General features: G+C 60.3%; 22 protein-coding genes and 1 tRNA gene. 13 read left to right on the top strand and 10 right to left on the bottom strand.

All coding sequences use genetic code 11. The annotated features are described in order from the left end of the window. The first annotated feature begins 49 nt into the window (after positions 1-49). The 7 genes from ACXHXG_RS31305 to ACXHXG_RS31275 all read left to right on the top strand — a co-directional run bounded on the left by ACXHXG_RS31305 (position 50) and on the right by ACXHXG_RS31275 (position 7,240). Positions 50-658 carry a hypothetical protein gene (locus ACXHXG_RS31305; RefSeq protein WP_457901810.1) on the top strand — a complete coding sequence of 203 codons (609 nt, stop codon included), beginning with the start codon at positions 50-52 and terminating at the stop codon, positions 656-658. 68 nt (positions 659-726) lie between these two features. After that, positions 727-1,140 (top strand): 30S ribosome-binding factor RbfA, encoded by a 414-nt coding sequence (gene rbfA, locus ACXHXG_RS31300; protein ID WP_283048326.1) that lies wholly within the window; start codon positions 727-729, stop codon positions 1,138-1,140. 15 nt (positions 1,141-1,155) lie between these two features. Continuing rightward, positions 1,156-2,088 carry a tRNA pseudouridine(55) synthase TruB gene (truB, locus tag ACXHXG_RS31295; protein WP_457901809.1) on the top strand — a complete coding sequence of 311 codons (933 nt, stop codon included), beginning with the start codon at positions 1,156-1,158 and terminating at the stop codon, positions 2,086-2,088. A 90-nt stretch (positions 2,089-2,178) separates the two neighbouring features. After that, a complete protein-coding gene (locus tag ACXHXG_RS31290) occupies positions 2,179-3,030 on the top strand; it encodes an alpha/beta fold hydrolase (RefSeq protein WP_457901808.1) in 852 nt (283 codons plus the stop codon). A gap of 152 nt (positions 3,031-3,182) precedes the next feature. Beyond that, entirely contained in the window at positions 3,183-3,452 is a 270-nt protein-coding gene (gene rpsO, locus ACXHXG_RS31285) for a 30S ribosomal protein S15 (RefSeq protein WP_104821516.1), read from the top strand. 324 nt (positions 3,453-3,776) lie between these two features. After that, on the top strand, positions 3,777-5,915 hold the full coding sequence (gene pnp / locus ACXHXG_RS31280; protein ID WP_457901807.1) for a polyribonucleotide nucleotidyltransferase: 2,139 nt from the start codon (positions 3,777-3,779) through the stop codon (positions 5,913-5,915). Positions 5,916-6,223: 308 nt separating this feature from the next. Beyond that, on the top strand, positions 6,224-7,240 hold the full coding sequence (locus tag ACXHXG_RS31275) for a class I SAM-dependent methyltransferase (protein WP_457901806.1): 1,017 nt from the start codon (positions 6,224-6,226) through the stop codon (positions 7,238-7,240). A gap of 44 nt (positions 7,241-7,284) precedes the next feature. On the opposite strand, the gene ACXHXG_RS31270 is transcribed toward ACXHXG_RS31275, so the two are convergent. From ACXHXG_RS31270 to fabA, 5 genes are all read right to left on the bottom strand, one after another. Continuing rightward, the gene (locus ACXHXG_RS31270) at positions 7,285-8,505 is read right to left on the bottom strand and encodes an acyltransferase family protein (protein ID WP_457901805.1); all 1,221 of its coding nucleotides are present in this window, start codon (positions 8,503-8,505) and stop codon (positions 7,285-7,287) included. 157 nt (positions 8,506-8,662) lie between these two features. Continuing rightward, the gene (locus tag ACXHXG_RS31265; RefSeq protein WP_457901804.1) at positions 8,663-9,241 is read right to left on the bottom strand and encodes a GNAT family N-acetyltransferase; all 579 of its coding nucleotides are present in this window, start codon (positions 9,239-9,241) and stop codon (positions 8,663-8,665) included. 78 nt (positions 9,242-9,319) lie between these two features. Further along, positions 9,320-10,126 carry an enoyl-ACP reductase FabI gene (gene fabI / locus ACXHXG_RS31260; RefSeq protein ID WP_457901803.1) on the bottom strand — a complete coding sequence of 269 codons (807 nt, stop codon included), beginning with the start codon at positions 10,124-10,126 and terminating at the stop codon, positions 9,320-9,322. Between the two features lie 4 nt (positions 10,127-10,130). Then, on the bottom strand, positions 10,131-11,354 hold the full coding sequence (gene fabB / locus ACXHXG_RS31255) for a beta-ketoacyl-ACP synthase I (RefSeq protein ID WP_283048313.1): 1,224 nt from the start codon (positions 11,352-11,354) through the stop codon (positions 10,131-10,133). A gap of 52 nt (positions 11,355-11,406) precedes the next feature. Then, the gene (gene fabA, locus ACXHXG_RS31250; RefSeq protein WP_028754668.1) at positions 11,407-11,922 is read right to left on the bottom strand and encodes a 3-hydroxyacyl-[acyl-carrier-protein] dehydratase FabA; all 516 of its coding nucleotides are present in this window, start codon (positions 11,920-11,922) and stop codon (positions 11,407-11,409) included. A gap of 297 nt (positions 11,923-12,219) precedes the next feature. Here fabA and irrA point away from each other — a divergent pair, with 297 nt between their 5' ends. Further along, positions 12,220-12,639, top strand: a complete 420-nt coding sequence (gene irrA / locus ACXHXG_RS31245; RefSeq protein WP_104821509.1) for an iron response transcriptional regulator IrrA — start codon at positions 12,220-12,222, stop codon at positions 12,637-12,639. Between the two features lie 88 nt (positions 12,640-12,727). On the opposite strand, the gene ACXHXG_RS31240 is transcribed toward irrA, so the two are convergent. Continuing rightward, positions 12,728-13,363: a trimeric intracellular cation channel family protein gene (locus ACXHXG_RS31240; RefSeq protein ID WP_104821508.1), complete on the bottom strand. Its 636-nt coding sequence runs from the start codon at positions 13,361-13,363 to the stop codon at positions 12,728-12,730. A gap of 144 nt (positions 13,364-13,507) precedes the next feature. Between ACXHXG_RS31240 and ACXHXG_RS31235 the strand changes: the two genes are divergently transcribed. Beyond that, positions 13,508-13,984, top strand: a complete 477-nt coding sequence (locus ACXHXG_RS31235) for a hypothetical protein (RefSeq protein WP_457901802.1) — start codon at positions 13,508-13,510, stop codon at positions 13,982-13,984. A gap of 56 nt (positions 13,985-14,040) precedes the next feature. Here the strand turns inward: ACXHXG_RS31235 and ACXHXG_RS31230 are convergent, their stop codons facing one another. From ACXHXG_RS31230 to ACXHXG_RS31215, 4 genes are all read right to left on the bottom strand, one after another. Next, positions 14,041-14,832, bottom strand: a complete 792-nt coding sequence (locus ACXHXG_RS31230) for a YdcF family protein (RefSeq protein WP_457901801.1) — start codon at positions 14,830-14,832, stop codon at positions 14,041-14,043. Between the two features lie 117 nt (positions 14,833-14,949). Then, positions 14,950-15,189, bottom strand: coding sequence for a GIY-YIG nuclease family protein (locus tag ACXHXG_RS31225; RefSeq protein WP_457901800.1), 240 nt, complete (start codon positions 15,187-15,189; stop codon positions 14,950-14,952). 173 nt (positions 15,190-15,362) lie between these two features. Further along, positions 15,363-15,438, bottom strand: a tRNA-Ala gene (locus ACXHXG_RS31220). Between the two features lie 151 nt (positions 15,439-15,589). After that, positions 15,590-15,970, bottom strand: coding sequence for a TIGR02300 family protein (locus ACXHXG_RS31215; RefSeq protein WP_283048303.1), 381 nt, complete (start codon positions 15,968-15,970; stop codon positions 15,590-15,592). 273 nt (positions 15,971-16,243) lie between these two features. Here ACXHXG_RS31215 and aroA point away from each other — a divergent pair, with 273 nt between their 5' ends. From aroA to rpsA, 4 genes are all read left to right on the top strand, one after another. Then, complete coding sequence (gene aroA, locus ACXHXG_RS31210) at positions 16,244-17,599, top strand: 3-phosphoshikimate 1-carboxyvinyltransferase (RefSeq protein ID WP_457901799.1); 1,356 nt, start codon at positions 16,244-16,246, stop codon at positions 17,597-17,599. 125 nt (positions 17,600-17,724) lie between these two features. Beyond that, positions 17,725-18,360: an FMN-binding negative transcriptional regulator gene (locus ACXHXG_RS31205; RefSeq protein WP_457901832.1), complete on the top strand. Its 636-nt coding sequence runs from the start codon at positions 17,725-17,727 to the stop codon at positions 18,358-18,360. A 31-nt stretch (positions 18,361-18,391) separates the two neighbouring features. Next, positions 18,392-19,024: a (d)CMP kinase gene (gene cmk / locus ACXHXG_RS31200; protein WP_457901798.1), complete on the top strand. Its 633-nt coding sequence runs from the start codon at positions 18,392-18,394 to the stop codon at positions 19,022-19,024. 180 nt (positions 19,025-19,204) lie between these two features. After that, entirely contained in the window at positions 19,205-20,908 is a 1,704-nt protein-coding gene (gene rpsA, locus ACXHXG_RS31195) for a 30S ribosomal protein S1 (protein ID WP_104821501.1), read from the top strand. Positions 20,909-20,921 lie beyond the last annotated feature (13 nt).

The following is a 20,921-nucleotide window of genomic DNA, read 5'->3' as shown; positions in this document are numbered from 1 at the left end:
GCTGTGCACCGTGCCTGGAACGAACCAAAGAACAGGAAGAAGCGTTGAGATGACGGCAATGCCTGAAGGCGATGACCGGATCGCTATATCCTTCGTCCGCCAGCCAAGCGAACATATCGCCGTCATGCAGGAAACTGGACGCCGCTTTACCGCTCGCCGCGCTGTGAGCCGCTACGGCAAATTGGGCTGGACCCTCTTGTTGGCGATCGGCTGCGGCGCTGGCGTGCCGGCGCTCTTCTATTTCCTGCGCAACGATCTTTTCATTCCTATTTTCGAGCTACCAGCGTCAATCGATACGGGCGACATCGCGTTTATCTGGTTGGTGCCGACCCTTATTCTCTATGTCGTCCTGGTCCCTTATTTCCGCTGGCTGGCAGCGCGACGCCTGGCAGCGATGCAATCGCGCATTCGCCCAAACATCACGATCACCGTAGTCATCACCCCTGAAGGCGCATCATGGAACACGCAGGCCTCATCGATGTGGCTTGCCTGGTCGGAGGTCCAAGATATCGGGCGCCGAAACGACCGTATCGAATTCGACCTCGAATCCTTCGTCACCTATATCCCGGTATCCGCTTTTGCCGATCAGGCCGAACAGGACGCCGCTTTCGCAAGGATTCTCGGCTTCTGGCGGGCCGCAAACCCTGTCCAGCCTTGACCTTTGCGCCGGATCGAGTCATTTGACCCGCTTTATCGCGTCCAAGGGACGCTGCTAACGGAACAACCATGACCAGACCAACTTCTTCCGCGCCTTCGCAGCGCATGCTTCGCGTCGGCGAGCAGGTGCGCTCAGCGATCACGCAGGTTCTGCAGCGCGGCGAAGTGCGCGACGACCTGATCGAGCGCACCGTGATCTCCATTTCCGAAGTGCGGATGTCGCCGGATCTGAAGATCGCCACCGCCTTCGTGACCCCGCTCGGCGTCTCCGACCACGGCGCCGTCATCGAGGCGCTGAACCGCCACGCGAAATATATCCGCGGCCGTCTCGGCCCGCAGCTTCGCCAGATGAAGTACATGCCCGAAGTCCGTTTCCGCGACGATACCAGCTTCGACAACTACCAGAAAATCGATGCGCTGTTGCGTTCGCCGGAGGTCCAACGCGATCTCGAAGACGGCGATACCGACACCGACAAAGACTGATAACAGAGACAGAGAATGTCCAAACCACGCAAACCCAAAGGCCGTCCGATTTCCGGCTGGCTCATCCTCGACAAGCCGGTGGACTTCGGCTCGACAGAGGCCGTTTCGAAGATCAAGTGGCTGTTCAAGGCGCAGAAGGCGGGCCATGCCGGCACGCTCGATCCGCTCGCCTCCGGCATGCTGCCGATCGCGCTTGGCGACGCCACCAAGACCGTTCCTTACGTCATGGACGGCCGCAAGATCTATGAATTCACCGTCACCTGGGGCGAGGAACGCGCCACCGACGACCTCGAAGGCGAAGTGACCGCGACTTCGGACAAGCGTCCGAGCGAAGAGGATATTCGCGCGCTGCTGCCGAAATATACGGGCGTCATCCACCAGATCCCGCCGCAGTTTTCGGCGATCAAGATCGCCGGCGAGCGCGCCTATGATCTGGCCCGCGATGGCGAAACGGTCGAAATTCCGTCGCGCGAAGTCGAGATTTTCCGTCTGACGCTGCTCGCCTGCCCCGATGCCAACACGGCGCATTTCGAAGTGGAATGCGGCAAGGGCACCTATGTTCGGGCCCTCGCCCGCGATTTCGGCCGCGATCTAGGCTGCTGCGGCCATATTTCCGGCCTGCGCCGCAGCTTCGTCGCGCCCTTCGCCGAGGAGACGATGGTGCCGCTCGCCGATCTCGTCGCGCTCGAAGCAATCGAGGATGCGGACGAACGGCTCGCCGCTCTCGATGCTCTGCTGATCGATACGGCGGAAGCGCTGTCGGCACTGCCGCATCTCGTCATCAACGACGACCAGGCGCATCGCCTGAAGATGGGCAATCCCATTCTCGTGCGCGGGCGCGACGCGCCGGTGGCCGAGAGCGAGGCCTATGCCACGGCGCGCGGCAAGCTGATCGCCATCGGCGAGATCGGTCAGGGCGAATTCCGGCCGAAGCGCGTGTTCGGCTGACCTTCGGCCAGCCGAAAGATACAGCTATTGCGGGTAATGACGATGCGATATGCTCCCCGACGGGCCATGACGGCCCTCAAGGGAGAGAACATGCGCAGAATTACCATCGGAATACTGGCAGTCCTTTCGTTGTTCCTCACAGCAGCGAGCGCGAATTCCGCCGAGCGCTGGGCCGGGCTGCCGGCTTTTCCACCGATGCCGCAACCGAAGACGAGCGGCATGGCCGATGTCAACGACATCAAGATGTATTATGCCGAATACGGTGCGGGCGATCCAATCCTCTTCATCCATGGCGGACTTGGGAACGCCGACGTCTGGGGCCATCAGGTTGCCGATTTCGCGAGGGATCATCTGGTCATCGTTGCCGATAGCCGCGGGCACGGCCGCTCAACGCGCAGCCAGCAGCCCTTCGGCTACGACCTGATGACCTCGGACTACGCCGCGCTGCTCGACTATCTGAAGATCGGCAAGGTGACGCTGGTCGGATGGTCGGATGGCGGCATCATCGGCATCGACATGGCGATGAAATATCCCAACAAGCTAACGCGCGTGATCGCTCAGGCGGCAAATGTCACCACCGACGGCGTAAAGCCTGACGTCATGAGCAACAAGACCTTCAACGAATACATCAATGTCGCCGGCGAGTATTACAAGAAACTGTCACCGACGCCGAACGAATACGATGCCTTTGTCAAGCAACTCTCGCAGATGTGGGCCACGCAACCGACATGGACGGCCGCCGACCTTGGAAAGATCACGGTGCCGGTCACGCTTGCCATCGGCGACCATGACGAGGCGGTCAAACTCGACCATACGCAGATGATGGCGAAGGAGATTCCGGGAGCGAAGCTCGTCATCCTGAAAGACGTCAGCCATTTCGCCATGCTGCAGGATCCCAAGGGTTACGATGCGCTGATCCGGAATGCCATGGCGGGGCGCTGAAAAGCGCCTCAGGGAGAACCCTCTTTCCATTGCCGCTCATTTGGTTTATAGGCAGCGCCAGCATCGGGCCTGCCCGATTGCATTCGCGGCCAATGCTGGACGACATCCCGGCGTTTGGCGACATTATTTCCTCTCATAGAAAGGACCATCCGATGTCGATTACTGCTGAGCGCAAGGCTGCGCTGATCAAGGAATACGCTACCGCCGAAGGCGACACCGGTTCTCCGGAAGTCCAGGTTGCGATCCTGACCGAGCGCATCAACAACCTCACCAACCACTTCAAGGACCACAAGAAGGACAATCACTCCCGCCGTGGCCTCCTGACGATGGTTTCCAGCCGGCGCTCGCTTCTTGACTACCTCAAGAAGAAGGACGAAGGCCGTTATACCAAGCTGATCTCCAGCCTCGGTATCCGTCGCTAATCGAATTTTCCGGCGGGCGTTCGCGTGAACGTCCGCCGGATGCTTATGAAGGGTTTGAAACCCATCAAACGTGTTCCGTCGCGCTTCCGTTTGCGCGATGTGAGACAGCCGGCAGGCCGGATGGGCCGGTTCTGCCAACACCAACCGTTGACCTGTCATGGGGCAGGATTGCCGGATGCTTTCAGCCGAAGCTTCATGCTTCGGCCGATCTTCGAAAGCCTCTCGTTGTCTTGCCCGTGATGCGTCACATTTCGTGCGGTTGAAGATGCGCCTTGCCAATCGATGGACGACGGCGCCTTTTCCCGCACCACGCAAGGACAAGATATGTTCGATATCCATACCGTCGAAATCGAGTGGGCCGGCCGCCCGCTGAAGCTCGAGACCGGCAAGATCGCCCGCCAGGCCGATGGCGCCGTCATCGCCACCTACGGCGAGACCGTCGTTCTCGCCACCGTCGTTTCCGCCAAGTCGCCGAAGCCGGGCCAGGATTTCTTCCCGCTCACCGTCAACTACCAGGAAAAGACCTATGCAGCCGGCAAGATCCCCGGCGGCTATTTCAAGCGCGAAGGACGCCCGAGCGAAAACGAAACCCTCGTTTCCCGCCTGATCGACCGTCCGATCCGCCCGCTCTTCCCGGAAGGCTACAAGAACGATACGCAGGTTATCGTCACCGTCATCCAGCATGATCTCGAAAACAACCCAGATATCCTGTCGATGGTTGCCACCTCGGCAGCGCTGACGCTCTCCGGCGTTCCGTTCATGGGCCCGATCGGCGGCGCCCGCGTCGGCTACATCAACGGCGAATACGTGCTCAACCCGCATCTCGACGAGATGGAGGAATCGAGCCTCGATCTCGTCGTCGCCGGCACGCAGGAAGCCGTTCTGATGGTCGAGTCCGAAGCCAAGGAACTGCCGGAAGACGTCATGCTCGGCGCCGTCATGTTCGGTCATCGCGGCTTCCAGCCGGTGATCGACGCGATCATCAAGCTCGCCGAAGTTGCCGCCAAGGAACCCCGCGATTTCACGCCGGACGATTTCTCCGCGCTCGAAACCGAAATGCTGGGCCTTGCCGAAGCCGAACTGCGCGAAGCCTACAAGATCACTCAGAAGGCCGATCGTTACGCCGCCGTCGACGCCGTCAAGGCCAAGGTGAAGGCACACTTCCTTCCCGAGGAAGGCGAAGCCAAGTACACGGCTGAAGAAGTCGGCGCCATCTTCAAGCATCTGCAGGCGAAGATCGTTCGTTGGAACATCCTCGACACGTCCAGCCGCATCGACGGCCGCGACTTGCAGACGGTCCGCCCGATCCTCGCTGAAGTCGGCCTGCTGCCGCGCACGCACGGCTCGGCCCTCTTCACCCGCGGTGAAACGCAGGCGATCGTCGTTGCCACGCTCGGCACCGGCGAAGACGAGCAGTATGTCGACAGCCTGACCGGCATGTACAAAGAAAACTTCATGCTGCACTACAACTTCCCGCCCTACTCGGTCGGCGAAACCGGCCGCATGGGTTCTCCGGGCCGCCGCGAAATCGGCCATGGCAAGCTCGCCTGGCGCGCTGTCCATCCGATGCTGCCGACGGCAGAGCAGTTCCCCTACACGCTGCGCGTCGTTTCCGAAATCACCGAATCCAACGGTTCCTCCTCGATGGCGACCGTTTGCGGCACCTCGCTGGCGCTGATGGATGCCGGCGTACCGCTGGCAAAGCCGGTCGCCGGTATTGCCATGGGCTTGATCAAGGAAGAAGAGCGTTTCGCCGTCCTTTCCGACATCCTCGGTGACGAAGATCATCTCGGCGACATGGACTTCAAGGTCGCCGGCACGGAAGCCGGCATCACCGCGCTGCAAATGGACATCAAGATCGAAGGCATCACCGAAGAGATCATGAATGTCGCCCTGAACCAGGCGAAGAGCGGCCGTTTGCACATCCTCGGCGAAATGTCCAAGGCCATCTCCGAAAGCCGCGGCCAGCTCGGCGAATTCGCACCGCGCATCGAAGTCATGAACATCCCGGTCGACAAGATCCGCGAAGTCATCGGCTCCGGCGGCAAGGTCATCCGCGAAATCGTCGAAAAGACCGGCGCGAAGATCAACATCGAAGACGACGGCACCGTCAAGATCGCCTCGTCCTCCGGCAAGGAAATCGAAGCGGCCCGCAAGTGGATCCACTCGATCGTCGCTGAACCGGAAGTCGGCCAGATCTACGAAGGTACTGTTGTCAAGACCGCCGACTTCGGCGCTTTCGTCAACTTCTTCGGCGCCCGCGACGGCCTCGTCCACATCTCGCAGCTCGCTTCCGAGCGCGTTGCCAAGACGACCGATGTCGTCAAGGAAGGCGACAAGGTCTGGGTCAAGCTGCTCGGCTTCGACGAGCGCGGCAAGGTCCGCCTGTCCATGAAGGTTGTCGACCAGGCGACCGGCCAGGAAATCGCTGCTGAAAAGAAGAAGGACGACGCGGCCGAATAAGCCCCGCCTTCACTCATGTTCCGGGGCGCGGGATTTTTTCCGCGCCCTTTTTATATTATCGGTGCCGGCCATTTTGTAGAAACTGAGTGCCCGGCCCCTTACCCTAGCCCTCTCCCCGCATGCGGGAAGAGGGGATAGCGACTGTGCTCGACGACTACCCTCCCACCAAACCGAGGCATCTAGTCTTGCGCTGTCGTCTCCTCTCCCCGTCCCAACGGGGAGAGGGCTAGGGTGAGGGGCAAGCATGAGGTCGAGAACTGCGCGCATATCCGACAGACGAAACCCACTCCCATGACGAGACCATGCCCATGAGCCGCGATGCCCTGAAGACCCTGTTCCATCCCTTTGCCTCCGGCACTGTCGACGCGCCCGGCGAGGGTAAGCGGATTCTGTTTCTCGGCGCCGAGGCCGGCTTTTCGCTGCCCGACGGCTTTGCCGCCGAGCTTTCCGCCGTGCAAGGTTTCCGTCCCTTTTATCGCCAGCTTCAGGCGCAGCGCGTCAATGTGACGCCGCAGATCGAGGACGAGGATTATGATGGCGCGCTGGTGCTCTGCACCAAGCACAAGGGCGAGAACGAAGCCCATATCGCCGAAGCGCTGAAACGCGTGAAGGCGGGCGGGCTGATCGTCGTCGCCGGTGGCAAGGAAGACGGCATTCAGCCGCTGCGCAAGCGCATCGAAGGTTTTGGCCTGGATGTCGAGCACATGCCGAAATATCATGGCGTGGCGTTCTGGTTTACGCGGCCGGCCGACACCGCTGCTCTGACAGCGCAACTGGCAAAGCCCGCCACACGCATCGAAGGCCGGTTTACCACCGCTGCCGGCATGTTCTCGCATGATCGCATCGACGCCGGCTCCGAACTGCTGGCATCGCGCCTGCCGACCGATTTTTCCGGCGACGCCGCCGATTTCGGCGCCGGCTGGGGCTATCTCTCGGTGGAACTGGCGACCAAATCGCCGCGGATCGCGCGCCTGGACCTCTACGAGGCCCACTACGCAGCGCTGGAGGCCGCCCGCGCCAATCTCCTGGAAAACTGCCCGAAGGTCGCCCAGCGCTTCTTCTGGCACGATCTGGCAAGCGAGCCGGTCAAGGACAAATACGATCTGGTGATCATGAACCCGCCCTTTCACGAGGGCCATGCTGCCGAGCCTTCGCTCGGCCAGGCGATGATCAAGGCGGCATCCTCGGCACTGCGCGGCGGCGGCCGCCTGATGCTGGTCGCCAATCGCGGCCTGCCCTACGAGCCGGTGCTGGCGGAGAATTTCCGCGAGCATGGCGAGACCTGCCGCAATGCTCGCTTCAAGGTGCTGTGGGCGAAGAAGTAAACGACAAAGGCGGCCAATCGGCCGCCTTTTTATATGCGAAGGATTTAGCCGGTTCGGCTCGAGCGGGGCATCAGGTGATCGCGCAGGGTCAGGAAGTTTCTTTCGACGAGAAACCAGAGCGTCGCCGCCACGATGAAACAGGTGGCGAAATAGATGACGAAGCCCGAGAGCCCCTGAAGATTGTCCTTGCCGAACGCCATCTGGTCGAGATGATAGACGCCCTTATGGGTCAGATAGAGGCTGTAGGAGAGCGTGGCGATACCCGATATGGCCGGAAGATGCCAGCGCGCGATCCTGGGCTGCAGGTCCAGCAGTGCGCCGAGAATGAACGCCACTCCCGCCGAGAAAAGCGGAAAGCCGACGACCGCGCCTGGAAGAGGCTGAAGTACAAGCGGCAAATTGGTTTCAGCAAACGGCCCGCGGACGGAAAAGATCACGAGAGCCACTATCACGAACAGGCTGCCTATACTGAGCGCGATGTATGGCGGCATATACCTTTCCCAAAGCAGCGGCTTGAACAGCCGGATTGCTGCGAGAACGACGCCAAAGGTCAGTCCGTCCAATCGATTGTAAGTCGGATAATAGACATCCCTGAGATAGACGGCCAGCGCCGCCCTGTAGGCCTGCATTTCAGCAGCCGGTCCGACCTCACTCAGCCAAAGCGCAAACCTCAGAGCCATGCCGGCCATCACGATCGTCGCGACCAGAAAAGCACCGAAAACCACTGTTACGCGCCGCTTCAACAAAATGATGAGAACCGGCAGGGCGAGATAGAAATGCTCCTCGACGCTCAGCGACCAAGCCTCGGTGAACGCCCCACCATATCGGGGATCAAGCCCGAAATTGACGGTAAAGGTCGCAAAGCGCCAGGCCGATTGCATGGTCGGCGCGTCGCGCAGAATGGGGAAGACGGTGTAGATGGCCAGCACCACGAAGAATGCCGGCAGGATCCGGAAAGCGCGACGCAGATAAAAGGATTTCAGATGCACGCGACCATGGCGCACCACTTCGGTCAGTAGCTGAGTGCCGATGAGATAGCCGCTGAGCACGAAGAATATGTCGACGCCAATCCAGCCATAGGGCCTGATCCCGGCGAGCGGCAGCGGGGTCGCTTCCGCCGGCAGATGCACGAGCATGACAAGCAGGATGGCAAGCGCACGCAATATATCCGGCCCCAATGCCCTTGCGGCGGCGGCGGCTTCAAGCGATACCGTCTCGTCCGATGGATCGAGCGGCTTGGAACTGGCAACAGTTATGGTGTTCACGGCTGGGGTTCCCGTAAATGGCTAGTGAATACCGATGGACATGCAGGAAATACTGTTGAATGCCTGTCTTGTATCGGAATTCCGGCCAGCCGTAACGGGCCATCCCCGGCAAGATAGAATTAACCTAAAATTTTCGTAAAATCTTATCGAATGGAGATTAACGCGCCTGATTCGGCGCTCTTAAGGCCCATTCGCGGCGGAGAACCGCATAAATATATTCGTCACCCCAGGCGCCGTTGAAGCGATCGTTTTCGATCAGATGCGCCTCGCGCCGCAGGCCGAGCCGTTCGACAACGCCGACGGAGCCGGTATTTTTCGTGTCCAGCCGCGCAAAAATCCGATGGAAGCCAAACCTATCGAAGCCGAGCGTAATGATGGCCCGCACCGCCTCGGTCGCATATCCTTTGCCGGCATAGGCCGGATTGAAGATATAGCCGACCTCGGCCTGAAGGGCGGCGTTGCTGGCAAGCTTAAGGCTGACCTGGCCCAGTAGGGCGTCATCCTCGCTTCTCACGACGGCACAGCGCAGGATATCGCCATCTTCCGACAGGCGCGTGTTCAAGCTGGCGTCGAAACGCTCCCGCATCTCCTGCGCAGATGGCGGGTCGCTGTAGAGGAAGCGGTAAATGGCTGGCTGGGAACGATAGGCGCTGTAAGCTTCGAAATCCTCCGGCACGAAGCTGCGGAGAATGAGACGTTCGGTGGATGCGAGGGGTTCAGCCTTGTTGAACGTCATCGCGGATCCCGGTGACAATATTCCCGAGAAACCTATCCCCCACAGCCGATGGCGGCGGGGGACAATTCCGAGCGGAAATTATTCGGCGTCCGCGCTCGACAGCGTTTCCAGCGTCGGCATCGAGGTGATGTTGTAGCCGGCATCGACAAAATGAATTTCGCCGGTGACGCCTGCCGACAGATCCGACAGGAGATAGAGCGACGATGAGCCGACATTGTCGATGGTGACCGACTTGCGCAGCGGCGCGTTGCGCTGGTTCCACGAGAGAATGGCGCGGGCGTCGGAAATGCCGGCGCCGGCGAGCGTGCGGATCGGGCCGGCCGAGATGGCATTGACGCGGATGCCGCGCGGGCCGTAGTCGGCGGCGAGATAGCGCACGGAGGCTTCCAGAGCCGCCTTGGCGACGCCCATGACGTTATAGTTCGGGATAACCCGCGTCGAGCCGTTATAGGTCAAAGTCAGCATGCTGCCGCCTTCGACCATCAGGTCGGCGGCGCGCTTGGCGATCTCGGTGAAGGAGAAGCAGGAGATCACCATAGTGCGCGTGAAATTATCGCGCGTGGTGTTGGCATAGAGCCCCTTCAGCTCGTTCTTGTCGGAAAAGCCGATGGCGTGGACGATGAAATCCAGCCTGCCCCAGCGCTCCTTGATCTCCTCGAAAACGGAATCGACGGAGGCGATATCCTCGACATCGCAAGGCAGAAGGAAATCGGAGCCGAGTTCGGCGGCGAGCGGCTTGACGCGCTTACCGAGAGCTTCGCCCTGGAACGTAAAGGCAAGGCTCGCGCCTTCGGCCGCAAGAGCCTTCGAAATACCCCAAGCAATGGAATGATTGTTTGCGACGCCCATGATGAGGCCGCGCTTACCCTGCATGATTCCCGTCATTGCTTTATCCGTTATAGCGCTGGAATACGAGCGTGGCGTTGGTGCCACCGAAGCCGAAGGAATTGGAAAGAGCCGTGTCGATCTTGGCATTGTCTATGCGCTTGCGCACGATCGGCACACCTTCGAATTCCGGGTCGAGTTCGGTGATATGGGCGCTTTCGCCGATGAAGCGCTCCTGCATCATCAGGATCGAATAGATCGATTCCTGCACGCCGGCTGCACCGAGCGAATGGCCCGTCAGCGATTTGGTCGACTGAATCGGCGGGATGTTGCTGCCGAAAACCTCGCGGATGGCGCCGATTTCCTTGCTGTCGCCGACTGGCGTCGAGGTGCCGTGGGTGTTGATGTAATCGATGTCGCCCTTTACGGTCGCAAGTGCCTGACGCATGCAGCGCACAGCCCCCTCGCCCGATGGAGCGACCATGTCGTAACCATCAGAGGTGGCGCCATAGCCGACGATTTCGGCGTAGATCTTCGCACCGCGCGCCTTGGCATGCTCAAGCTCTTCCAGGACCAGCACGCCGGCACCGCCGGCGATGACGAAGCCGTCACGCTTGGCATCATAGGCGCGCGAGGCGGTTTCCGGATTGTTCTCGTTGAAGTCAGAGGACATGGCGCCCATGGCGTCGAAGAGGTTCGACATGGTCCAGTCGAGATCCTCGTGGCCGCCGGCGAACATGACGTCCTGCTTGCCCCATTGGATCATCTCGGCGGCATTGCCGATGCAGTGCGCCGAGGTCGAGCAGGCAGACGAGATGGAATAGTTGACACCGTGGATCTTGAACCAGGTCGCAAGCGTTGCCGAGGCGGTCGACGACATCGACTTCGGAACGGCGAAGGGGCCGATGCGCTTCGGGCTGTTGTTCTTGCGGGTGATATCGGCGGCTTCGATCAGCGTGCGGGTGGACGGGCCGCCCGAGCCCATGATGATGCCGGTGCGCTCATTGCTGATGTCGCTTTCTTCGAGGCCGCTGTCGGCAATCGCCTGCTTCATCGCGACATGATTCCACGCGCCGCCCTGCGACAGGAAGCGCATGGCGCGGCGGTCGACCAGATCCGTCGTGTCGATCTTCGGCGAACCCCAGACCTGGCACTTGAAACCGTGTTCGGCGAAATCGGAGGAAAAAGAAATGCCCGACTTGGCTTCGCGCAGCGAGGCGGTGACTTCCTGCGCATCGTTTCCAATCGAAGAGACAATACCCAGACCCGTAACTACTACCCGTCTCATGTCGATGACCTTTTCTAAAAGCTCTGTCTTTGTGGGGCGGCGGTGCCGCAGCTCAGGCAGTCTTGTCTTTTGACAGGCCTACACGCAGGTCTGTCGCCTGATAAATGACTTCGCCATCCGCTTTCAGCCAGCCGTCGGCGGTGCCGAGAACGAGGCGGCCGCGCATGACGCGCTTGAAGTCGATGCCGTATTCGAGAAGCTTGGTATCCGGACGAACCATGCCCTTGAACTTCACTTCGCCGGTGGAAAGCGCCATGCCGCGGCCGGGCTCGCCGAGCCAGCCGAGGAAGAAGCCGGTGAGCTGCCACATGCCGTCCAGGCCGAGGCAGCCCGGCATGATCGGATTGCCGGCAAAATGGCAAGGGAAGTACCAGTCGTCGGGACGCACGTCGTATTCGGCGCGGATATAGCCCTTGTCGAAGGCGCCACCGGTTTCGGAAATATCTGTAATGCGATGGACCATCAGCATCGGCGGCAGGGGAAGCTGCGCATTGCCCGGGCCGAACAGTTCGCCGCGGCCGCAGGCCAGGATTTCCTCATAGTTGAAGCTGGATTGTCTTGTCGTCATAAAGTTCCGTTTCCCCCGGTGAATGCCGATTGATGTGAAGCTTTAGTGTAAGATCGACAGAAAATGAAGCGCAAGCATGACGCTCGCATTCCACCGTTCGATCGAACACACTTCACTGTTATGTGGTGGTCGCATACAGGAAGGCCAGGGCTGCGGCCAGAGGCAAATGCGTCAAAAACCCTATTTTTACGGCTTTTGACCGCCTTCCCACCCTATTGAAACTATTGAAAGCAATTCGTGCAAAAGTTATATGGCTTAGTAAAGATTTATAGAGATCAGGAATCCGGAGTTCCCTGAATGGCGGAAGAGGCCGAAATCGCGATCGAAACCAGGCTGCGCAGCGCAGGCCTGAGACCGACCCGGCAACGCGTCGCCCTTGGCGACCTTCTCTTCGCCAAGGGCGACCGTCACTTAACCGTCGAGGAACTGCACGAAGAGGCGGTCACCGCCGGTGTGCCGGTTTCGCTCGCCACCGTCTATAACACGCTGCATCAATTCACAGAGGCCGGCCTGATCCGCGTTCTCGCGGTCGAAAGCACCAAGACCTATTTCGACACCAACGTGTCCGACCATCACCACTTCTTCATCGAAGGCCAGAACGAAGTTCTGGATATTCCGATCAGCAATCTGACGATCGGCAACCTGCCGGAACCGCCAAGGGGCATGGAAATCGCCCATGTTGACGTCGTCATCCGCCTGCGCCGCAAGCAGCGGTAAGGCTAGGCAATAGGCAATAGGCAATAGGCAATAGGCAATAGGCAATAGAATTGTCTTCGAGCCATTCACTATTGCCTACTGCCTCCCACTACATCACATCGTCGGGATGCCGGCCGGGCTTATGATGGTAGGTCGGGAAGGTCCAGCCAAACCAGAGCGCACCACCGCGCACCGCGAAGGCTGCGGCGATGCCGAGTGCCGCCGAGGCATAGAGCGGCATCGTGGTGGCATTGGCAGCCGTGAAGGCGCCCGCCCCAACCAGCGCCGCGGTCACATAGATTTCCGGCCTCAGCAGCACCGAGGGTTCGTTCGCCAAGAGATCGCGCAGGATGCCGCCGAAGGTCGCCGTCAGCGCGCCGGTGACGATGGCAACCGTCGGCGAGCCGGTCGCCGCCATGCCCTTGGCCGCGCCCATGACGCAATAGGCGGACAGGCCGACCGCATCGAGCCAGATCAGCAGCCGATAACGCGATTCGAACAGATGCGCCGTGAAGAAGACCAGCACGCCGACGATGGCGCAAATGATGATATAGGTCGGGTTCGACACCCAGAAGACCGGCACCCGGCCGAGGACGATATCCCTGAGGGTGCCGCCGCCGATACCGGTGACCGCCGCAAAAAACAGGAAACCGATCGGATCGAGCTGCTTGCGCGAGGCAGCGAGCGCGCCGGTCGCGGCAAAGAGGGCGACGCCGGCATAGTCGAGAAACGAAAGAAGCGACATTTAAGGCTCCAGAAGAGTGCCGGCGCGATTTTCGGCGAAGTGAATCACGGCGGCAAGGGCCACGCAAGCAGGCAGGCGTAAAGATATCCGAGCGGCCACGGCCCCCCCCTGCGGCCGGCCCTGCGCATTCAAGAGGAAATCCCGGTGAAATCCCTGCTGATCGTGATCCTGAATCTCATCGCGCTCGTGATCATGCCCGTCGTGGCGCAAGCGCAGCAATCGCTGGTGCAAGATCCGGTGGCCTTCGAGAAGGAACATTTCACCAAGCGCTGCGAGGGACAGGCAAGCTTCGGTGACGGCTTCGCCACGGAGCGGGATATCAACAACGACTCGCTGACCGACCTTGTCGTCAACGAGGGCGAGATCACCTGCAAAGGGGAAAAGGGGCCCGACTGCACCGACGAGGGCTGCCCCTACAACTTCTATATCCATGTCGCCGAAGGCGGCTATATTCTCGTCGCCACGGCACGGATCTACGGCTACGATTTCATCCAGCGCTTCGGCAACATGGTGCTGGTCATGAAGATGCACCCGCACTTCTGCGACCGCACCGAGGGCGATCCTTGTGAAATCACCGTCCGCGTTCGCGGCGTCAAATTTGTCACCGTCGCAAAAAAGTAGCTGTCAGCCGAGCATCTCAGGGCCAGTGCCGTGTGGTTACAGGCCGGGCCACCTGGTTAGGGGCCGGGATAAAGCGCTGAGGTGCGGCCGGCGGCGTAATAGCCGACGAGGCCAATCCATTCGCGGATGCCGGTCGCCAGCAATTGCGCGTTCAACGACGGCTGGGTGAAATCGAGCTCAAGCGTTTCCTTGCCGGTGCTGCGATAATCGACCGGCCAGGGCACGACATCGATGCCCTGCTTGCGGAAAATGCCCATGGAACGTGGCATATGGAAGCCGGAGGTGATCAGCAGGCAGCCGGACAGCCCGTTCTGCGCCAGCAGCTCCTTCGTGTTGACGGCATTTTCATAGGTGGTGCGCGACGTCGTATCCTCGACCAGGCGGTCCTTCGGAAGGCCGAGCGCAACAAAGAAACGCTCGGAAATGACGGCATCCCCCTCATACTTGCCGCTGATCGATCCGTCTCCACCGGAGACGACGACGCGCGCCTGCGGAAACTTCTGCGCCAGCCGCAACGTCTCGACAAGACGATCGCCGGCCGAATCAAGCTCATAACCGCCCCTCGCCGTCGTCACCTCATTCTGCGTGGCACCGCCGAGAACGATCAAGCATTTGAGATCGGCGGGATCGGAGGTCGGACGCGGAAAACGTTCTTCCAGCCCCTGGACGATATAGGCGCCAGCGGTCGTGTAAAGCGCGACGAACAGGATCAGGGTCGACAACAGCGTCGAGATGACCACGACAACGCGCCGGCCAACCAGGCTGCCGATCAGGGCCAATACGCCGAAGAAAAAAGCCAAAGACAGCGGCTGACCAAAAATCCAGACAAGTTTCGAAAAAACGAACAAGATACATCCTCGGGCGTGTCGAGCCGGAGCTCCGGAGAGCAGCGACAGAAAACGATTCGTTTTTTCCTAGCAGATATTTGTGCGCTGCAATGTGGCGATTTTGGTTGGTGTGGGAGGCTACAGTCTTTTCTTTGCGAAGGCGCGCCCTGAGCCAGATTTCAGATACTTCTCGAATGCGAATGCCTGGGAATCATCTGGGAAAGCGACGTAGGTCTTGAGCGACCACGGAGCATATTTCGAGGTATGCGGCACTTCCCTGGCATTGTGCTTTGCCAAGCGGGCTTTCAGATCGCCGGTGACGCCGACATAGTGATGATCCGGGAAATCGTGGCTCGTGAGAATGTAAACGTATTCCATGCGGAGGCATGATAGAGCGCCGGAACGAGTACGCAACCAGAGCGTTTAACGGCGTTGAAAACGATAAGAACAGTTCAGGTCGAGTGAAAAGAAATCCGCTTACGCTGCTGTGCAGCTTCAGCGCGACAGCCTTCGTCCGCTGGCCTGCCACGCGAAGCTCGGAGAGCGAAGGTTGGTGGAGCTAAGCGGGATCGAACCGCTGACCTCTTGCATGCCATGCAAGCGCTCTCCCAGCTGAGCTATAGCCCCATCAAGGTGGTGCCGTTTGACCGGCCCTGGGTCCCTTCCGAGCGCTTCGCCCGTCGGGGTGGCGGCTTATTACTTCCGGTTTTTGCAGATAGCAAGCCGAAATTTTCGGCCCGGAAAACTTTTCTTGTTTACCGGGCCGATCGTTCAGAGATCAAACGTCGTCGTCGTCGCCGGTAACGCCGATGATGTCGCTCATATCGTCATCATCTTCGTCTTCATCGGCTTCGAGGAAGGTATCGTCGTCATCGTCACCGATTTCGACATCGTCATCGCCCATATCCGGAATATCGTCGCCGGTTGCCGCTTCGTCGGCGTCTTCGAGCGACACCAGTTCGACTTCCGTGTTTTCGGTATCGACTTCAGCCACTTCGTCCTCTTCCGGCACTTCCTTCGAAGCGGAGGTTTCCTCGAAGAAGGACAAGGGCCAGGACTTGCCGGTATAGGGCGAGACGACCGGGTCCCGGTTCAAGTCATAGAACTTCTTGCCGGTATCTGGATCGGTACGTTTTGTTCCAAGTTCCGCTTTCGCCACTGTCAAAGCCTCATGAATGGCCGAATAAAGATTCGGCAATGCCGGGAAAGCCGGCGTTTTAAGGGAAATTATCAGCCGGTCCCCTTAATCGTTGCGGCTCTCTCTGTCAAAGCTAAACTTTATATACGCCGAGACGGGTTTTCCCGGCATTCCGGGATGACCGGGCAACGGGTCTATGGTAACGAGCCGGCGTGAACCGCAGGTCAGTTGGCGCAACAGGAGCTAAGCCAGCGATAATGCGGCGTAAATAACGGCATCGCAAAGGAATTGCCCATGCCGCACGACATTCATCCGCGGCCCGCGACAGCGCGCCGCTCGACCAATCTTTCCGGCACCATCCGCGTTCCCGGTGATAAATCCATTTCGCATCGCGCCCTCATGTTCGGCGGCCTCGCCGCCGGCGAAACCCGCATTACCGGCCTGCTCGAAGGCGAGGATGTGCTCAACACAGGCAAGGCCATGCAGGCCATGGGCGCTGCGATCGAAAAGGTCGGGGCCGAATGGATCATCAGGGGCGTCGGCAACGGCGCACTGCTCGCCCCGCAAGCGCCGCTCGATTTCGGCAATGCCGGCACCGGCAGCCGCCTGACCATGGGCCTTGTCGGCGTCTATGACTTCGAGACCACCTTCATCGGCGACGCCTCGCTTTCCAAGCGGCCGATGGGGCGCATCCTCGATCCGCTGCGGCGGATGGGCGTGCAGGTCCAATCCAGCGAAGGCGACCGGCTGCCGGTGACGCTGCATGGGCCGGAGACGGCCAGCCCGATCACCTATCGCGTGCCGATGGCCTCGGCGCAGGTCAAATCCGCCGTGCTGCTCGCCGGCCTCAATGCGCCTGGCATCACCACCGTCATCGAGCCGGTCATGACCCGCGACCATACCGAAAAGATGCTGGCCGGCTTCGGCGCCGAGCTTTCGGTCGAGACCGATCGGGACGGCGTGCGCACCATCCGCCTTCAGGGCCAGGGCAAGCTTTTCGGCCAGATCATCGACGTTCCCGGCGACCCCTCCTCGACGGCCTTTCCGCTGGTCGCGACGCTGATCGTTCCCGGTTCTGATATCACCATCCGCAACGTGCTGATGAACCCGACCCGCACCGGGCTGATTCTGACGCTGCAGGAGATGGGCGCCAACATCGAAATTCTCGATAGCCGCCTTGCCGGCGGCGAGGATGTCGCCGATCTACACGTGCGCTCCTCCCCGCTCAAGGGCGTCACCGTGCCCGCCGAGCGTGCGCCGTCGATGATCGACGAATATCCGGTGCTCGCTGTCGCCGCCGCGTTCGCCGAGGGCACGACGGTCATGCTCGGGCTGGAAGAGCTGCGGGTCAAGGAATCCGACCGGCTTTCGGCCGTCGCTGAGGGGCTGATGCTGAACGGCGTCGATTGCACCGAAGGCGCGGATTCGCTGACGGTTCGGGGAAGGCCGGATGGAAAAGGTCTCGGCCGTGCGGACGGCGGCAAGGTCAGGACCCATCTCGACCATCGCATTGCTATGAGCTTTCTCGTGATGGGGCTTGCCTCGGACCATCCGGTCAAGGTCGATGATTCCACCATGATCGCCACCAGCTTCCCGGAGTTTTTTGACCTCATGACAAGATTGGGTGCGACGGTCGAGGTCGAGGGCTGATAAAATCGTGCTGGCCTGCGGGTGAAAGCGCCCGCAGGCGCAACGCAACCCCAAATCGGAAGCAGCCGATGGCCATTCGGGGCCGCCGGCATGATGCGCCCGACAATATCAGATGGCTCCAGACCATGTATCAGCCGCCCCATCACCGCGAAGACGATCTCGGCACGCAGCATGCGTTGATACGCGCACATCCGCTGGGATTGCTGATCACCGCCGGCAATGGTGGGCTGATCGCCAATCCTGTGCCGTTCCATCTTAGGGCCGGCCTTTCGTCCAAGGGCACGCTGCAGGCGCATCTCGCCAGAGCGAACGGCCAATGGCGGGAAATCCAGGCGGGAGCGCCGGTCCTCGTCGTCTTCCAGGGTGCCGAAAGCTACATTACGCCGTCCTGGTATGCGACCAAGCAGGAGACGGGCAAGGTTGTGCCGACCTGGAACTATGCGTTCGTGCAGGTTCGCGGCAATGCGCGCGTCATCGAAGATCCCGCCTGGCTGCGCGAGCAGATCGGCATGCTGACCGGTGATAATGAGAGCGGCCGTGCAGAGCCCTGGGCGGTCGACGATGCGCCGGCAGAGTTCATCAGTGCCCAGTTGAAAGGCATTATCGGTATCGAGATCGACATCGAGACGATTGACGGCAAGTGGAAGGTCAGCCAGAACCGTCCCGCCGCCGACCGCCAGGGCGTCGCCCACGGCCTCGACGCAATCGACCGTACCGACGCCGCCGAAATGGCCGATCTGGTGCGGCGATACGGCAAATAACAGCAGGACCGAAGGCAAGGATATAAAAAGAATGATCATCGCCATCGACGGACCCGCCGCGGCAGGCAAGGGAACCTTGTCGCGCCGGATCGCCGAGGAATATGGTTTTCACCATCTCGATACCGGCCTGACCTATCGGGCGACCGCCAAAGCGCTGCTGGATGCCGGATTGCCGCTCGACGACGAGGCGGTGGCAGAGACGATGGCGCGCGAGCTCGATCTTGCCGGGCTCGACCGCGCGGTCCTGTCGCAGCATGAGATCGGCGAGGCGGCATCGAAGATTGCCGTCATGCCGGCGGTGCGCCGCGCGCTGGTCGAGGCGCAGCGGGCTTTTTCAATGAGGGAGCCGGGCACGGTTCTGGATGGACGCGACATCGGCACCGTCGTCTGCCCCAATGCGCCGGTGAAAATCTATGTCACGGCTTCGGCCGAAGTCAGGGCGAAACGACGTTACGACGAAATCGTCAATGCCGGCGGCAGCGCCGATTATGCGGCGATTTTCGAGGACGTGAAACGGCGCGACGAGCGGGACATGGGCCGCGCCGACAGCCCTTTGCGGCCGGCGGAAGACGCGCACTTGCTTGATACCTCGGAAATGAGTATAGAAGCGGCGTTTCAGGCGGCAAAATCGATCATCGACGCCGGTCTGAGCCGAAATGCCTAAAAATGCGAGCGGCTTTCGCGTGCTTTGCGCACGAAATCGCTTATTTTAGAAAGCCTGACATTCCGTCCAAGCGCCGGATAGCCTTCCCCAAGGGAAGGCGGACGGATCCAGGCCTGTTCAACACGAACCACCGGCGCATCAGTGTCCCGAATGCACAATAAGGACACGCCAGGAGATTTTATGTCTGTAACTTCCCCCTCTCGCGAAGATTTCGCAGCCCTTCTCGAAGAGTCCTTTGCCAAGAACGATCTGGCTGAAGGCTATGTCACCAAGGGTATCATCACCGGCATCGAAAAGGATGTCGCCGTTGTCGACGTCGGCCTCAAGGTCGAAGGCCGCATCGCGCTGAAGGAATTCGGTGCACGCGCCAAGGACGGCACGCTCAAGGTTGGCGATGAAGTCGAAGTCTATGTCGAGCGCATCGAAAACGCGCTTGGCGAAGCTGTTCTGTCGCGCGAAAAGGCTCGCCGCGAAGAAAGCTGGATCAAGCTCGAAGCCAAGTTCGAAGCTGGCGAGCGCGTCGAAGGCGTCATCTTCAACCAGGTCAAGGGCGGCTTCACCGTCGACCTCGACGGCGCTATCGCCTTCCTGCCGCGTTCGCAGGTCGACATCCGTCCGATCCGCGACGTTACGCCCCTGATGCACAACCCGCAGCCCTTCGAAATCCTCAAGATGGACAAGCGCCGCGGCAACATCGTCGTTTCGCGTCGTACGGTTCTGGAAGAGTCCCGTGCCGAGCAGCGTTCTGAAATCGTTCAGAACCTCGAAGAAGGCCAGGTTGTTGACGGCGTCGTCAAGAACATCACCGATTACGGTGCGTTCGTTGACCTCGGCGGCATCGACGGCCTGCTGCACGTCACCGACATGGCATGGCGCCGTGTGAACCATCCGTCGGAAATCCTGTCCATCGGCCAGCAGGTCAAGGTACAGATCATCCGCATCAACCAGGAAACCCACCGCATCTCGCTCGGCATGAAGCAGCTCGAGAGCGATCCGTGGGATGGCATCCAGGCCAAGTATCCGGAAGGCAAGAAGATTTCCGGTACGGTTACGAACATCACCGACTACGGTGCGTTCGTCGAGCTGGAGCCGGGCATCGAAGGCCTGATCCACATCTCGGAAATGTCCTGGACCAAGAAGAACGTTCACCCCGGCAAGATCCTGTCCACGAGCCAGGAAGTCGAAGTCGTCGTTCTCGAAGTCGATCCGACCAAGCGTCGTATCTCGCTCGGCCTGAAGCAGACGCTGGAAAATCCGTGGGCAGCATTCGCCCGCAACCATCCGGCTGGCACCGAAGTCGAAGGCGAAGTCAAGAACAAGACCGAATTCGGCCTGTTCATCGGCCTCGACGGCGATGTGGACGGCATGGTGCACCTCTCCGACCTCGACTGGAACCGTCCGGGCGAGCAGGTCATCGAGGAGTACAACAAGGGTGATGTCGTCAAGGCCGTCGTTCTCGACGTCGATGTCGACAAGGAACGCATCTCGCTCGGCATCAAGCAGCTCGGCAAGGACAGCGTTGGCGAAGCCGCCGCTTCCGGCGAACTGCGCAAGAATGCAGTCGTTTCGGCTGAAGTCATCGCGATCAACGATGGCGGCATCGAAGTGAAGCTCGTCAACCACGACGACATCACCTCATTCATCCGCCGCGCCGATCTGTCGCGTGACCGCGACGAGCAGCGTCCGGAGCGTTTCTCGGTCGGTCAGACCGTCGACGCCCGCGTCACCAACTTCTCCAAGAAGGACCGCAAGATCATGCTGTCCATCAAGGCTCTGGAAATCGCAGAAGAGAAGGAAGCAGTCGCTCAGTTCGGTTCGTCCGACTCGGGTGCTTCGCTCGGCGACATCCTGGGTGCGGCTCTGAAGAACCGCAACGCCGAATAATCTTCGGTCGAAG

It is taken from the genome of Rhizobium sp. LEGMi-198b, assembly GCF_054114205.1.
This window is presented reverse-complemented; position numbering and strand designations above follow the sequence as displayed.

What these genes read in the sequence shown, in the direction of transcription:
- ACXHXG_RS31305 (WP_457901810.1), top strand. Translation starts at nt 50, where the DNA reads ATGACGGCAATGCCTGAAGGCGATGACCGGATCGCTATATCCTTCGTC.
- rbfA (WP_283048326.1), top strand. Translation starts at nt 727, where the DNA reads ATGACCAGACCAACTTCTTCCGCGCCTTCGCAGCGCATGCTTCGCGTC.
- truB (WP_457901809.1), top strand. Translation starts at nt 1,156, where the DNA reads ATGTCCAAACCACGCAAACCCAAAGGCCGTCCGATTTCCGGCTGGCTC.
- ACXHXG_RS31290 (WP_457901808.1), top strand. Translation starts at nt 2,179, where the DNA reads ATGCGCAGAATTACCATCGGAATACTGGCAGTCCTTTCGTTGTTCCTC.
- rpsO (WP_104821516.1), top strand. Translation starts at nt 3,183, where the DNA reads ATGTCGATTACTGCTGAGCGCAAGGCTGCGCTGATCAAGGAATACGCT.
- pnp (WP_457901807.1), top strand. Translation starts at nt 3,777, where the DNA reads ATGTTCGATATCCATACCGTCGAAATCGAGTGGGCCGGCCGCCCGCTG.
- ACXHXG_RS31275 (WP_457901806.1), top strand. Translation starts at nt 6,224, where the DNA reads ATGAGCCGCGATGCCCTGAAGACCCTGTTCCATCCCTTTGCCTCCGGC.
- ACXHXG_RS31265 (WP_457901804.1), bottom strand. Translation starts at nt 9,241, where the DNA reads ATGACGTTCAACAAGGCTGAACCCCTCGCATCCACCGAACGTCTCATT.
- fabI (WP_457901803.1), bottom strand. Translation starts at nt 10,126, where the DNA reads ATGACGGGAATCATGCAGGGTAAGCGCGGCCTCATCATGGGCGTCGCA.
- fabB (WP_283048313.1), bottom strand. Translation starts at nt 11,354, where the DNA reads ATGAGACGGGTAGTAGTTACGGGTCTGGGTATTGTCTCTTCGATTGGA.
- fabA (WP_028754668.1), bottom strand. Translation starts at nt 11,922, where the DNA reads ATGACGACAAGACAATCCAGCTTCAACTATGAGGAAATCCTGGCCTGC.
- irrA (WP_104821509.1), top strand. Translation starts at nt 12,220, where the DNA reads ATGGCGGAAGAGGCCGAAATCGCGATCGAAACCAGGCTGCGCAGCGCA.
- ACXHXG_RS31240 (WP_104821508.1), bottom strand. Translation starts at nt 13,363, where the DNA reads ATGTCGCTTCTTTCGTTTCTCGACTATGCCGGCGTCGCCCTCTTTGCC.
- ACXHXG_RS31225 (WP_457901800.1), bottom strand. Translation starts at nt 15,189, where the DNA reads ATGGAATACGTTTACATTCTCACGAGCCACGATTTCCCGGATCATCAC.
- aroA (WP_457901799.1), top strand. Translation starts at nt 16,244, where the DNA reads ATGCCGCACGACATTCATCCGCGGCCCGCGACAGCGCGCCGCTCGACC.
- ACXHXG_RS31205 (WP_457901832.1), top strand. Translation starts at nt 17,725, where the DNA reads ATGTATCAGCCGCCCCATCACCGCGAAGACGATCTCGGCACGCAGCAT.
- cmk (WP_457901798.1), top strand. Translation starts at nt 18,392, where the DNA reads ATGATCATCGCCATCGACGGACCCGCCGCGGCAGGCAAGGGAACCTTG.
- rpsA (WP_104821501.1), top strand. Translation starts at nt 19,205, where the DNA reads ATGTCTGTAACTTCCCCCTCTCGCGAAGATTTCGCAGCCCTTCTCGAA.